The organism is Enterobacter cloacae complex sp. 302F9 (assembly GCF_050030335.1).
Lineage (GTDB): Bacteria > Pseudomonadota > Gammaproteobacteria > Enterobacterales > Enterobacteriaceae > Enterobacter > Enterobacter hormaechei_C.
The window spans coordinates 1,130,903-1,143,370 of the sequence record NZ_JBLGUC010000001.1 but is presented as its reverse complement, the minus strand read 5'-3'; the positions used below and the strand labels follow the sequence as shown (position 1 = coordinate 1,143,370).

The following is a 12,468-nucleotide window of genomic DNA, read 5'->3' as shown; positions in this document are numbered from 1 at the left end:
CGGCGTACAATCCCCGCCCATTGCTGCTCAGTTTTCTTCTGGAACCACCATGAACGATGGAACGGACTATCGCGCGATCCTCGCGTCCGATACCCCTTTAATCGACGTTCGCGCGCCGATCGAATTTGCCCAGGGTGCGATGCCCGCCGCACTCAACCTGCCATTAATGAACGACGATGAGCGTGCCGCCGTCGGCACCTGCTATAAACGCCAGGGTCCGGACGCCGCGCTGGCGCTCGGCCATAGCCTGGTCAACGGCGAGACGCGCGAGGCGCGCATCAGCGCCTGGCGGGAAGCCAGCCTTGCCCATCCTGAGGGCTACCTTTGCTGCGCGCGCGGTGGCCAGCGCTCACACATCTCCCAGGCCTGGCTGAAAGAGGCGGGCATCGACTACCCGCTGATCCGCGGCGGCTATAAGGCCCTGCGTCAGACGGCGATTCAGGTGACCATTGAGCAGTCACAAAAGCCGATGGTGCTTATCGGCGGCTGTACCGGTAACGGTAAAACGCTGCTGGTGAAGCAGCATGCACAGGGCATCGATCTGGAAGGGCTGGCGCACCATCGCGGCTCGTCGTTTGGACGCACGCTCACCCCGCAGCTTTCTCAGGCGAGCTTCGAGAATCACCTTGCGGTTGAGTTATTGAAAAAAGACGCCGCGCGCTGGGTGCTGGAAGATGAAGGCCGGATGATTGGCTCTAACCACCTGCCGGAATGCCTGCGCGACGGCATGGCTGAAGCGCCTGTCGTGGTGGTCGAGGATCCGTTTGAGATCCGTCTTGAGCGCCTGCGCGAAGAGTATTTCGTCCACATGTGGGCCGACTTTTCTGCCGCCTGCGGTGAAGAGGCGGGCTGGAAAGCGTACAGCGAATATCTGCATCACGGCCTGTACGCCATTCGTCGCCGTCTGGGGCTGCAACGCTTTGCGGAATTTACCGCCCTGCTGGATGCCGCGCTTGTCGAGCAACAGCGTACTGGCAGCACTGACGCGCACTTCAGCTGGCTTGTGCCGCTGCTGAAGGACTATTACGACCCGATGTACGGCTATCAGCTGGAGAAAAAGGCGGAGAAGATTGTGTATCGCGGGACGTACGAAGAAATTGCTGAGTGGCTCGATCGCTGAAAAAAGCCGGGTGGCGAGGTAAAAGCAAAACGGCAACCTGGGTTGCCGTTTTTAATGTTTTTTCCCTCTCCCCGTGGGAGAGGGTCAGGGTGAGGGCATCAGGCCGCACCCTACATGACAACTTAGAAGTCGTAACGCAGACGCACCAGGTTCATATCGCCCAGGTTGTCGGTGCTGGAGGTGAACACGTGTTCGTAATCTACGCGGAAACCGTAATCCAGCTGGAAGCTAATACCCACACCGTTGTCGATGCGCTGATAGTTACGGCCATTCACGTACTCAATACGGTCGCCCATGAAGTACGGCTGGATGGATTTCACCGCATACTGACCAACCGGGAACTTGTAACCCGCAAAGTATTCAATACCCCATGCATCACCGGCGAAGTAGTCGTTAACGGACACTTTTTTGGTGGTCAGGAAGTTCTGATACCAGCCGCCGCCTGCGGAGAAGGTCCAGTTATCCGGCGTCCAGCTCAGGGCGGTACCAAGGATGTTCTGGTCGTAGGATTTGCTGTCGCCGTTGTCCGGGTTACGCATGTCCGCGCGGGTGTAGTTCCACGCTGCGCCCCAGGTCAGATCGGTAGTCAGGTGATAATCGATACCCAGTGAACCGCCGCCTTTACGTTTGTAACGCAGGCCGTTGCCCGGCAGGTATTCGCTGTCTTCAAACAGGTAAGAGGCGTAGATGTCAGCATCGCCCACGGTTTTCTTGTACTTCAGCATCTGGCGTGAACGGTAAGAGCCGTCATAGTCGCCGTTGATCCCGTTACCTGGCGCCTGACCAATCATGTCGTAGTCCCAGATATCGGTTTTTGCGCCCACTACGTCATAGTACACGCTGTTCTGCTGGCCGAAGGTCAGCGTACCCCAGGTGTCGCTCTTCAGACCGGTGTAGAGCATACGACGAGAGGTGTCGTGCGCGCCGTCGGCGTAGTGATGATCCCAGTTGAACTGCGCCGGAATGTTCACACCCAGCTCGTAGTAGCTGATCCAGCTGATGTCATCGAACAGGTAGTAATCCGCAGCGAAACGGAAGCGGGTGCCGCCGTCAAAGCCGTTGCGCTTGTAGCTGTTTTTGCCGTCATCACCGGTCATATTCTGGAACTGAGGACGAATACTGCCGCCAACGGTGAAGTTCAGGCGGCTCAGCGGGTTACCCGCCTGCGGATCCTGTTTCAGAAGGGTGATTTCCGCCTGAGATGCGAAAGAAGCCAATGCCACTGCTGCGCCGATCGTTGTCGCCAGCGCTGTTTTTCTTATAGTCATTCTTTTTCCTTGATAGACACGCTGCTAAATATTTAGCTGGTGAATATTAACCGGAAAAATTCGGGCTGTGTGGGCGGGTTTTTAATGTTTTGTGCTACTAAATGCAGGGGCATTAACGATTTGTGCCGTTAAGCGATGACGCACCAGCAGAAATGCCGGTGCGTCATCATCACGTCAGTAAACTAGCTGACAAACTGGCGGAATAGCGCTTTACCTTTCAACAGCCGGGTTCCGAGCCAGCCGCCGCACAGGGACAGCAGCACGGCGCCGCAGACGGGCAGCGTTAACCACAGCCGCCAGTCGGGCTCCCACGGGAAGTCGAAGACTTTGCTCTGGAGTACCGCCAGCGCGGTTTCCGCTCCGATGGCCGCCACCAGGCCCGCCACCAGCCCGAGCAGGGCAAATTCGCTCCACAGCGTGGCGCGCAGCAGCCGTTTACTGGCTCCCAGCGTGCGGTAGACCACCAGCTCCTGATGACGCTGACGCATGCCCACCTGCACCTGCGCCAGCAGCAACAGCACGCCGCAGACGGTCACCAGCACTACCATCACCTCCAGCGCGCGGCTCACCTGCTCCAGCACCTGCCCGACCTGTTTGAGGATCGCGCCGATATCCAGCAGGCTCACCGTCGGAAATTCCCGGTTAAGCTGCGTCAGCATGCCGTTGCCGTTTTCCCAGCGGAAGCTGGTGAGCCAGCTCTGGGGCTGTCCGTCCAGCGCACCCGGCGGGAAGATGAAGAAGAAGTTTGGTCGCAGGCTTTCCCAGTCCACTTTACGCAGGCTGGTAACTTTGGCGGTGAAATCCTGGGTATCACCGGTGAAGGTCACGCTGTCGCCGAGGTTCACGTTCAGGCGTGTCGCCAGCCCCTCCTCCATCGACACTTCCCCCGCTTTCGGCGGCCAGGTGCCGGCAACGATCGGGTTATGGTCCGGACGTTTCGCCTGCCAGGTCAGGTTGAGTTCGCGATTGAGCGATTCATCCTTATTTCCCTCCGTCGACTGGCCGTTGATCTGCGTCAGGCGGGCGCGCACGATCGGATAGAACGATTCCGGAATAATGTGATGCTCAGACAGGAAACCCTTCAGCGGCGTCACCTGTTCGGGAGCAATGTTGATCAGGAAATAGTTCGGGCTTTCCGGCGGAAGCTGTTGCTGCCAGCGATCCAGCAGATCCCCGCGCAGCACCAGCAGAAGCGCCAGCAGCATAAAAGACAGCGAAAATGCCGAGAGCTGGCTGAGGGTAGACCACGGCTGGTGCAGCAGTCGGTTAACCGCTAACCGTATGGGGAGTGATTTAACTGTCAGCTTTCTCAGGACATTAAGCAGTATCCAGCCCACTACGCCGCACAGCAGCGCCAGCACCACCGCGCCCGCCAGCACCGCCCACAGCAGCGTGCTGCCGCCCATCAGCCAGGCCAACAGCCCGACCGCCACCGCAATAATCACCGGCAGGTAGAACTTCAGCGGCCAGACGCTGGCCACCACATCGCGGCGCAGCACGCGCAGCGGCTGGGTGGCGAGCAGCAACCGGTACGGGCGTAGCCCCACCAGCAGGGAGATCGTCGTCATCGCGCCGATGGCCCACAGCCACGGCCAGAGGCTGGCAGGCGGTAATGCGGCGGGCAGTACCGGTTTGAGCAGCACCATTAGCAGCTTTTCAAACAGCAGCCCTATCGCCCCGCCGGTCAGAGCCGACAGCGCCAGCACCATTAGCCACTGGCCGACAATCAGCTTGCGCAGCTGCGCGCGGCCCGCGCCGAGGGTTTTGAGGATCGCCACCAGATCGTAACGGCTGCGGCAGTAGTGCCCCATCGCCACGGCAACCGCCGCAATGGCAAGCAGCAAGGTTAACAGCGCCGACAGCAGCAGGAACTGCTGGGAACGTTCGAGGGATTTGCCGAGCGCCCCGTCATCCTGCTCCAGCCCGTACCAGCGGTGTTCCGGCTTGAGCTGCGGCAGGAGCCATTTTTCGTACGCCTCCAGCTGAGCAGGCGTCCCGCCAAACTTATACCGCCAGGTGACACGGCTTCCCGGCTGGACGGCGTTGGTTTTCGCCACATCAGCGGTGTTCATCAGCAGGCGCGGCGCAAGCTGGAACGGATTAAATCCGGAGTCGGGCTCCTGCACTACTTCCCCGGCAATTTTGAGTGTCGCGTCGCCGACGTCGATACTGTCGCCGGGTTTCAGGTTCAGCAGCGCCATCAGTCGCGATGCCAGCAGGACCGTACCGGCCGTCGGTTTTAGCCCCGGCGGGCTGGTTTGTAAGTCACCATACATCGGGTAGATGTCATCCACGGCTTTTACGCTGGCAAGCTGCGGCGTGTCGCCCGCAAAGGTCATAGTCTGAAAGGTGATCTGCTCCCCTACCTTCAGCCCCTCTTTGCGCGCTTCCTCAATCCAGCCCGGCGGCACGGGGCGAGAACTTTGCAGAGCCCGGTCTCCGGCCATAAATTCCCGACTCTGCTGGCTAAGCCCTTTCTCCATACGATCGCTGACGCTACCGAGCGCCAGCACGCAGGCCACCGCCAGGCTCAACGCCAGCCAGACAATCAGCAGCGAGGGCGAGCGCCACTCGCGCCAGAACCAGCGGGCAATCATGCTTCCTCCTGAAGAATACCGTTCACCAGCCGCAGGCGGCGGTCGCAGCGGGCGGCCAGCTGCGGATCGTGGGTAACCAGAATCAGCGTGGTGCCGTGCTCGCGGTTGAGGGAAAACAGCAGATCGGCAATCTTGTCTCCGGTTTTACGGTCAAGGTTACCAGTGGGTTCATCGGCAAACAGCACTTCAGGGCGCCCGTTAAACGCCCGCGCCAGCGCCACGCGCTGCTGCTCACCGCCGGAAAGCTGTGCCGGAAGATGGTCGAGACGTTTGCCTAGCCCCAGCTGTTCCAGCAACGCCTTGGCGTGATCGCGGCTTTCACGGGTATTGTCACCGCGCAGCAGGCCGGGCAGCTCAACGTTTTCCAGCGCGTTCAGCGTCGGGATCAGCATGAATGACTGAAAGACAAACCCGATATGCCGGGCACGCAGCGCGGCGCGGGCCTCTTCATCAAGCGCGTGGAGGGGCTGGCCGACCAGGTTCACTTCCCCACTGCTGCCATCGTCCAGACCGGCGAGAATGGCCAGCAGCGTGGACTTACCGGAACCGGATTCACCAATCAGGGCGATGGTTTCGGCACGTTTGACAACGAGTTCAACTCCGGTGAGGATGGAAAGCTCGTGTTCTCCCTGACCGACGGACTTCTTAAGACGATGAACTTCAACAATGTTTTCCGCTGGCATTTGCCCTTCCTGTTTTTGATGCTGATGACCTTCCGCGCGGCGGCTGCGGACACGTTATTGATTCTGGGCGACAGCCTGAGTGCGGGCTATCGTATGGCCGCCAGTGCGGCCTGGCCCGCCCTGCTCAATGATAAATGGCAGTCCCGGGCGTCTGTCGTGAACGGCAGCATCAGCGGCGATACGTCGCAGCAAGGCTTATCGCGCCTGCCTGCCCTGCTTAAGCAGCATCAACCGCGTTGGGTGCTGGTTGAACTGGGCGGTAATGATGGTTTGCGCGGCTTCCAGCCTCAGCAAACGGAGCAAACGCTGCGGACCATTTTGCAGACCATTAAGGCCGCCAATGCCCAGCCGCTGCTGATGCAAATTCGCCTGCCCGCCAACTACGGCCGTCGGTATAATGAGGCGTTTAGCGCGATCTATCCTAAGCTTGCCAAAGAGTTTGATATTCCGCTGCTGCCATTTTTCATGGAAGAGGTCTATCTGAAACCCCAGTGGATGCAGGATGATGGCATTCACCCCAATCGCGATGCCCAGCCGTTCATTGCCGACTGGATGGCAACCCGGCTGGCTCCTTTAGTAAAACATGACTCGTCAAACAGCTGAGAACCTGACAGGTAAAGTTATGCAAAAATCGGTCTTAATAACAGGATGTTCCAGCGGAATTGGCCTTGAAAGCGCCCTTGAACTGAAACGTCAGGGGTTTTGGGTACTGGCAGCCTGCCGCAAACCCGAGGATGTCGAACGCATGCGAGGGCTGGGATTTACCGGCATTCTGCTGGATCTCGATTCGCCAGAGAGCGTAGAGCAGGCCGCCGATGAGGTTATCGCCCTGACCAACAACCGTCTTTACGGTCTCTTCAACAATGCGGGCTACGGCGTGTACGGCCCGCTACAGACTCTCTCACGGGAACAGCTGGAGCAGCAGTTCTCCGCAAACTTTTTCGGGGCGCATCAGCTTACCATGCGCCTTCTCCCCGCCATGCTGCCGCACGGCGAAGGGCGCATCGTGATGACCTCCTCGGTCATGGGCCTGATCTCCACCCCGGGCCGCGGGGCTTACGCCGCCAGCAAATATGCGCTTGAAGCCTGGTCCGATGCGTTGCGCATGGAGCTGCGCCACAGCGGTATTAAGGTCAGCCTGATTGAACCGGGCCCGATCCGCACCCGCTTTACGGAAAACGTTAACCAGACGCAGGCGGACAAACCGGTCGAAAACCCCGGCATCGCGGCGCGTTTTACGCTTGGGCCAGAAGCCGTCGTTGCCAAAGTGCGCCACGCGTTTGAGAGCGATACCCCTAAAATGCGCTATCCGGTCACGCTGGTAACCCATGCCGTCGGCTGGTTGAAACGCCTGCTGCCGGGGCGGATGATGGACAAAATTTTGCAGGGTTGAGTTGAAGCGACGACGCTTACCCCCATGTAAAGAGTAAACCGATAAAAGAGAATGCCGCATGTCCGTACAGAATATCGTCAACATAACTGAAGCTAACCTGCAACAGACGCTCGAACAGTCAATGATTAAACCGGTGCTGTTCTACTTCTGGTCTGAACGCAGCCAACACTGCCTGCAACTGACGCCGGTCCTGGAAAGCCTTGCCGCGCAGTACAACGGTCAGTTCATTCTGGCGAAGCTGGATTGTGACGCCGAACCAATGGTGGCTTCCCAGTTTGGCCTGCGCGCGATCCCAACCGTCTACCTGTTCCAGAACGGTCAGCCGGTGGATGGCTTCCAGGGGCCGCAGCCGGAAGAGGCGATCCGCGCCCTGCTGGATAAAGTTCTGCCGCGCGAAGAAGAGCTGAAAGCGCAGGAAGCCATGGCGCTGATGCAGGAAGGTAAGTACGACGAGGCGCTGCCGCTGTTAAAAGACGCGTGGCAGCTGTCGAACCAGAACAGCCAGATTGGTCTGCTGCTGGCAGAGACCCAGATTGCGCTGCACCGCCCTGAAGACGCGGAAGCCGTGCTGAAAACGGTGCCGATGCAGGATCAGGATACCCGTTATCAGGGTCTGGTGGCGCAGATTGACCTGCTGAAACAGGCGGCCGATACCCCTGAAATTCAACAGCTTCAGCAGCAGGTTGCGGACAACCCGCAGGATGCCGCGCTGGCAAGCCAGCTGGCGCTTCAGCTTCATCAGGTGGGGCGTAACGAAGAGGCGCTGGAGCTGCTGTTTAGCCATCTTCAGAAGGACCTGGGCGCCGCAGACGGACAGGCGCGGAAGATGTTCCAGGAGATCCTGGCCGCGCTGGGTACCGGTGACGCGCTGGCGTCGAAATATCGTCGTCAGCTGTACGCGTTGCTCTACTAGTAAAAAAATGCCCGGTGGCGCTAACGCTTACCGGGCCTACAAAAGCCGATATTACCCCGTCTTTTTCAACTGCGTCACCACCAGCTGGTGGCGCGCGTTGTAAAACTTCCGATAGGTCAGGTAGCAGGCAATGATGGTGGACAGGCTCGCCGTAGAGAGCAGCATAAACGTCACCATAATCTGGTACTTAATCGCTTTTACCGGATCGATACCGGCAAAAATCAGCCCCGACATCATGCCCGGCAGGCTCACCAGACCCACCGTTTTGGCGGAATCCACCGTTGGGATCAGCGAAGAGCGAATGCTGTCGCGGATCAACCGCGCAGAGGCCACCTTCGGCGTCGCGCCCAGGCTTAGCTTCTCCTGAAGCTGCTGCTGTTCACTGCTGAACCGTTGCCCCAGATTGTTGTAGCACAACCCGACCGCCACCATCGCATTGCCCGCAATCATCCCGGAAATGGGGATCACCTGCATCGGCGTAAATTCTATCGAGCCGGAGAGTACCAGTACCGCCAGCGTTAACGCGGTCCCGGTAGTGATGGCGATCAACGACGAAATGAACGCTTTATCGATGTATTTACTGCGTTTCTGCGCGTTCCATGCCGCGTTAAAGCAGATAAACAGCACCATCAACAGGGTCAGCACGGCATGATTGACGTTGAAGATGTATTTCAGCACATAGCCGACGATGATGAGCTGAATGACCGCGCGGGCGATACTCCAAAGAATATCTTTTTCCAGCCCCAGCTTTTCCCGGTAGCTGACCACAATCGCCACCAGCACCAGGACCATCGACAGCGCCAGCGATTCGTTGGTTATGTTATGTTCACCCACGATGAGCCTCCTCCATTTTCCCGCCCTGCGGCCTGAGCGTGATGACATCATCCGCATGGGTAATTTCATTTGAATCATGCGTCACCCACAGCACGGCAATATTCTGCTCCCGGGCGTAGCGATGGATAATGTCATTGACGTTGCGCTTGTTAGCGTCATCCAGCGCGCTGGTGATTTCGTCCAGCAACAGCGCCTTCGGCAAGAATTGCAGGTTACGGATCAGCGAGACGCGCTGCTTTTCCCCTCCCGACAGTTCGGCGATCGATTTGGTCAGCGTCTCCGGCGAAAGCCCGAACCGGGTCAGATCGTCGGTAAACTTTTTCGGATCAGGCGTTTGGTTGCGGATGTGCCAGGGGAAAACCAGATTGTCGTATACCGTGTCGCCAAACAGGGACGGCGTTTGCACGCAGTATGACACCTGCTGGCGATAGCTTTCCGGTGAAAGCGTGGCGATATCTTTTCCTGCAAACAGGATGGTTCCCTCCGTTGGGCTCAGTAGCGAAGCCACGATTTTCAGGAGGGTGCTTTTGCCGCAGCCGGAGGGGCCAGTTATCAGTTTAAATTCGCCCGGAGAGAGACAAAAATCGACGTGCTGAAGGATGGTATTATCACCCACACGAAAGCCAACATCCCTGATATCCAGAAGATTTTTTTTATTATTCATTCCGATTCCATTAACCGCTGTAATAAGAACAGCCTTTAGCATAATCCTTTCCGCTACGCAGCGCGAATAGCCTTAACCTATAGCAAGTGTTAAACTTTTTGCTCGCTAATTGTCACCTCTATAACTACAGGAAGTCAGCAACATGACACATATCTTTTATGAGTTCTCTTCCCTGAAGCCTGGTGTTCCTGATGTGGAAACATTAATGGAAGTCATCAATTCTTCTGAACTCACGCGTTTTGTCATGGGTGCAGAGGTGGTCGATTTTGTTAAGAAGGCGCTCATCGTTAACACCACAATCGGTAGCTTTAAAAACTGCTATTTTGCTTTCGATGATGGAGCTTACTTTCTCGAGTTTGACGGCAAGGGTAAATCCAGACGCTTTACTGAGGTGCCGGACTGGTTCGTTTCCCCCGCGGAATTTGCCCGCTCGCAATGGCTGATTAACCATGATCTGGCCGATGTGAAGGCGACGGCGTTTATTGACGTGCTGATGTCCTACCCGCTTAAAGAGCGCCGGGCGCACTGCAATCTGCTGTTTGGTCTGGATCTGCATAAGGTCAATGTGGTTCCGGCGCCTACAGCCCCTGCCGGAAAAATGGGCAATAAAAACGGAAAAACCACCAAGCCTCGCGTCACAGATCTCGGCTCTTTTGAGCTTTTTACCGCGTTCTTTGCGCGTATGAAAACCGCCGTCAATGCTAATGAATTCCCTACCCTACAGGTGCTGACCGGCCAGGAGGATCTTACAAAAGCGCCGCACAGCTTAAAGCAAGGGATCAGAACCTGGTTTAAGGCGATTACCGGCGATCTGCCGCCGAACAACAAACGTGTCGGGGCGGGCAATGCGGTATTGTTCTGCGCTCCCGTTCGCGAGCAGATCCAGCAGATAGAGGCCATCGGCCTGGAAAAATACTATCAGGGCTTATCAAAAGCTATCGCTGACGCCGGGGATGGGTTTATCACTGACTTCAGCTATACCTGGTCTGAAAAGTAACGCTTTGCGCCCCGCATCCCGAACGGGGCGTTTTATTTCTGCCAGTCCGGTTCCCACCTCTTTACAGGGGCGAAATCCTGTTCGTTAGCCGATATACTTACGTTCAACAAATACGCAGTTTTTCTCGTTACGGCATGCAAAACAGGAGGTTTTTATGCTCATCGTTGTTCCTGTCCTTATATTCGTTGCGCTGGTTATCGTGGGCGCAGGCGTCAAAATTGTCCCGCAGGGTTACCAGTGGACCGTCGAACGCTTCGGTCGCTACACCAATACTCTTCAGCCGGGTTTAAGCCTGATCGTCCCGTTCATGGATAGAATTGGGCGTAAGATCAATATGATGGAGCAGGTGCTGGATATCCCTTCCCAGGAAGTCATCTCCAAGGATAACGCCAACGTCACCATCGATGCGGTGTGCTTTATTCAGGTGATTGATGCGCCGAAAGCGGCCTATGAGGTGAGCAACCTGGAGCTGGCGATCGTCAACCTGACCATGACCAACATCCGTACCGTGCTTGGCTCAATGGAGCTGGACGAAATGCTCTCCCAGCGCGACAGCATTAATACCCGCCTGCTGCACATTGTGGATGAAGCCACCAATCCGTGGGGGATCAAAGTGACCCGCATTGAGATCCGCGACGTGCGCCCACCGGCAGAGCTGATTGCTTCCATGAACGCGCAGATGAAGGCCGAGCGTACCAAGCGCGCCTATATTCTTGAAGCCGAAGGGGTGCGTCAGGCTGAAATCCTGAAAGCGGAAGGGGAAAAACAGTCGCAGATCCTGAAAGCCGAGGGCGACCGTCAGTCTGCCTTCCTCCAGGCGGAAGCGCGTGAACGTTCGGCAGAAGCAGAAGCCCGTGCGACGCAAATGGTCTCCGAGGCGATTGCCGCCGGGGATATCCAGGCCGTGAACTACTTCGTCGCGCAAAAATATACCGATGCGCTGAAGGAGATCGGCTCCGCGAACAACAGCAAGGTGGTAATGATGCCGCTGGATGCCAGCAGTCTGATGGGATCTATCGCCGGAATTGCCGAGTTGATCAAAGACGGCGGAAACGAGCGTAAAAAATGATTGAGCTCATCGTTGCACATCCTCATGCGTTCTGGCTAAGCCTTGGCGGTTTACTGCTGGCCGCCGAGATGCTTGGCGGCAACGGTTATCTGCTGTGGAGCGGGGTTGCCGCGGTGATTACCGGGCTGGTCGTCTGGCTGCTGCCTGTCGGCTGGGAGTGGCAGGGCGCGCTGTTTGCCGTGCTGACGCTGCTGGCCGCCTGGCTGTGGTGGCGCTGGCTGAACAAACGGGTGAAGGCGCAGAAGCCGGTCGACGCGCACCTCAACCAGCGTGGGCAGCAGATCGTGGGTAGACGCTTTACGCTTGATAACGCGCTGATCAACGGACGCGGTCATATGCGCGTGGGGGACAGTTCGTGGCCGGTGGTGGCCGACGATGACCTCAGCGCCGGCACGCGGGTTGAGGTCATTGCGGTGGAAGGCATTACCCTGCGGGTTAAAGCCTGTTAGACGTGGGTTTTACGGTGGCAGCAGCCGGAAAGATTGTCGATAATCGGGCACTCGGCGCTGTCATCTCCCGGGCAGGATTCTGCCAGCTGTAACAGTTGCTCACGCATCGCCTGTAATTCGATGATATGGCGTTCGATCTCCGCCACTTTTTCCAGCGTACGTTTTTTCACGTCGGCACTGTGGCGTTTCGGATCGTTAAACAGGTTAACCAGCTCGCCGCACTCTTCAAGGTTAAATCCTACCTGTCTTGCCTGGCGCAGTAACGTCAGTTCATCAAGATGCAGCTGCGTATAGCTGCGGTAGCCGTTTTCACTGCGCAACGGTGGCGTCACCAGCCCTTTTTCCTCATAAAAGCGAATCGCTTTGCTGGTTAAGCCGGTTTTTTTCGCAACATCGCTGATATTCACATTTCCCCCTTGACCTTCCCCTTGATGGAAGGTTTAACCTTCATAACAGTTAGCGAAAAGCAGAGTGAAGGTCA

13 protein-coding genes are annotated in these 12,468 nt (G+C 57.3%); 7 read left to right on the top strand and 6 right to left on the bottom strand.

What is annotated here, in order from left to right; translation table 11 throughout:
• The first annotated feature begins 49 nt into the window (after positions 1-49).
• Positions 50-1,120, top strand: a complete 1,071-nt coding sequence (gene mnmH / locus ACQG0T_RS05370) for a tRNA 2-selenouridine(34) synthase MnmH (RefSeq protein ID WP_023296049.1) — start codon at positions 50-52, stop codon at positions 1,118-1,120.
• Between the two features lie 122 nt (positions 1,121-1,242).
• Here the strand turns inward: mnmH and ACQG0T_RS05365 are convergent, their stop codons facing one another.
• The 3 genes from ACQG0T_RS05365 to ybbA all read right to left on the bottom strand — a co-directional run bounded on the left by ACQG0T_RS05365 (position 1,243) and on the right by ybbA (position 5,668).
• The gene (locus ACQG0T_RS05365) at positions 1,243-2,388 is read right to left on the bottom strand and encodes a porin (RefSeq protein WP_017383228.1); all 1,146 of its coding nucleotides are present in this window, start codon (positions 2,386-2,388) and stop codon (positions 1,243-1,245) included.
• Between the two features lie 182 nt (positions 2,389-2,570).
• Positions 2,571-4,985: a putative ABC transporter permease subunit YbbP gene (ybbP, locus tag ACQG0T_RS05360; protein ID WP_015571231.1), complete on the bottom strand. Its 2,415-nt coding sequence runs from the start codon at positions 4,983-4,985 to the stop codon at positions 2,571-2,573.
• The gene (gene ybbA / locus ACQG0T_RS05355) at positions 4,982-5,668 is read right to left on the bottom strand and encodes a putative ABC transporter ATP-binding protein YbbA (RefSeq protein ID WP_017383226.1); all 687 of its coding nucleotides are present in this window, start codon (positions 5,666-5,668) and stop codon (positions 4,982-4,984) included. Before ybbA ends, ybbP begins: the two co-directional genes overlap by 4 nt.
• Here ybbA and tesA point away from each other — a divergent pair.
• The 3 genes from tesA to ACQG0T_RS05340 are packed head-to-tail and all read left to right on the top strand — an operon-like array spanning position 5,639 to position 7,974.
• Complete coding sequence (gene tesA, locus ACQG0T_RS05350; RefSeq protein WP_003858933.1) at positions 5,639-6,271, top strand: multifunctional acyl-CoA thioesterase I/protease I/lysophospholipase L1; 633 nt, start codon at positions 5,639-5,641, stop codon at positions 6,269-6,271. The genes ybbA and tesA overlap by 30 nt on opposite strands.
• The gene (locus tag ACQG0T_RS05345) at positions 6,252-7,061 is read left to right on the top strand and encodes an SDR family oxidoreductase (protein WP_006809829.1); all 810 of its coding nucleotides are present in this window, start codon (positions 6,252-6,254) and stop codon (positions 7,059-7,061) included. Before tesA ends, ACQG0T_RS05345 begins: the two co-directional genes overlap by 20 nt.
• 58 nt (positions 7,062-7,119) lie before the next feature.
• Positions 7,120-7,974, top strand: coding sequence for a co-chaperone YbbN (locus tag ACQG0T_RS05340; protein WP_017383224.1), 855 nt, complete (start codon positions 7,120-7,122; stop codon positions 7,972-7,974).
• Between the two features lie 51 nt (positions 7,975-8,025).
• Here ACQG0T_RS05340 and fetB read toward each other — a convergent pair whose 3' ends face one another.
• Positions 8,026-8,808 (bottom strand): iron efflux ABC transporter permease subunit FetB, encoded by a 783-nt coding sequence (gene fetB / locus ACQG0T_RS05335; RefSeq protein WP_017383223.1) that lies wholly within the window; start codon positions 8,806-8,808, stop codon positions 8,026-8,028.
• A complete protein-coding gene (gene fetA / locus ACQG0T_RS05330) occupies positions 8,801-9,472 on the bottom strand; it encodes an iron efflux ABC transporter ATP-binding subunit FetA (RefSeq protein ID WP_015571235.1) in 672 nt (223 codons plus the stop codon). The genes fetB and fetA overlap by 8 nt, the downstream gene beginning before the upstream one ends.
• Before the next feature lie 142 nt (positions 9,473-9,614).
• On the opposite strand from fetA, the gene ACQG0T_RS05325 reads away from it, so the two are divergent.
• From ACQG0T_RS05325 to ACQG0T_RS05315, 3 genes are all read left to right on the top strand, one after another.
• Entirely contained in the window at positions 9,615-10,469 is an 855-nt protein-coding gene (locus ACQG0T_RS05325; protein WP_015571236.1) for a hypothetical protein, read from the top strand.
• Positions 10,470-10,623: 154 nt separating this feature from the next.
• Complete coding sequence (locus tag ACQG0T_RS05320; RefSeq protein ID WP_003858941.1) at positions 10,624-11,538, top strand: SPFH domain-containing protein; 915 nt, start codon at positions 10,624-10,626, stop codon at positions 11,536-11,538.
• On the top strand, positions 11,535-11,987 hold the full coding sequence (locus ACQG0T_RS05315) for an NfeD family protein (protein WP_015571238.1): 453 nt from the start codon (positions 11,535-11,537) through the stop codon (positions 11,985-11,987). Before ACQG0T_RS05320 ends, ACQG0T_RS05315 begins: the two co-directional genes overlap by 4 nt.
• On the opposite strand, the gene cueR is transcribed toward ACQG0T_RS05315, so the two are convergent.
• Positions 11,984-12,394, bottom strand: a complete 411-nt coding sequence (gene cueR, locus ACQG0T_RS05310; RefSeq protein ID WP_017694388.1) for a Cu(I)-responsive transcriptional regulator — start codon at positions 12,392-12,394, stop codon at positions 11,984-11,986. The genes ACQG0T_RS05315 and cueR overlap by 4 nt on opposite strands.
• Between the last annotated feature and the right edge of the window lie 74 nt (positions 12,395-12,468).

Excerpts from the sequence above, each read along its gene's own strand:
- mnmH (WP_023296049.1), top strand. The coding sequence starts at position 50 with ATGAACGATGGAACGGACTATCGCGCGATCCTCGCGTCCGATACCCCT.
- ACQG0T_RS05365 (WP_017383228.1), bottom strand. The coding sequence starts at position 2,388 with ATGACTATAAGAAAAACAGCGCTGGCGACAACGATCGGCGCAGCAGTG.
- ybbP (WP_015571231.1), bottom strand. The coding sequence starts at position 4,985 with ATGATTGCCCGCTGGTTCTGGCGCGAGTGGCGCTCGCCCTCGCTGCTG.
- tesA (WP_003858933.1), top strand. The coding sequence starts at position 5,639 with ATGAACTTCAACAATGTTTTCCGCTGGCATTTGCCCTTCCTGTTTTTG.
- ybbA (WP_017383226.1), bottom strand. The coding sequence starts at position 5,668 with ATGCCAGCGGAAAACATTGTTGAAGTTCATCGTCTTAAGAAGTCCGTC.
- ACQG0T_RS05345 (WP_006809829.1), top strand. The coding sequence starts at position 6,252 with ATGACTCGTCAAACAGCTGAGAACCTGACAGGTAAAGTTATGCAAAAA.
- ACQG0T_RS05340 (WP_017383224.1), top strand. The coding sequence starts at position 7,120 with ATGTCCGTACAGAATATCGTCAACATAACTGAAGCTAACCTGCAACAG.
- fetA (WP_015571235.1), bottom strand. The coding sequence starts at position 9,472 with ATGAATAATAAAAAAAATCTTCTGGATATCAGGGATGTTGGCTTTCGT.
- ACQG0T_RS05325 (WP_015571236.1), top strand. The coding sequence starts at position 9,615 with ATGACACATATCTTTTATGAGTTCTCTTCCCTGAAGCCTGGTGTTCCT.
- ACQG0T_RS05320 (WP_003858941.1), top strand. The coding sequence starts at position 10,624 with ATGCTCATCGTTGTTCCTGTCCTTATATTCGTTGCGCTGGTTATCGTG.
- ACQG0T_RS05315 (WP_015571238.1), top strand. The coding sequence starts at position 11,535 with ATGATTGAGCTCATCGTTGCACATCCTCATGCGTTCTGGCTAAGCCTT.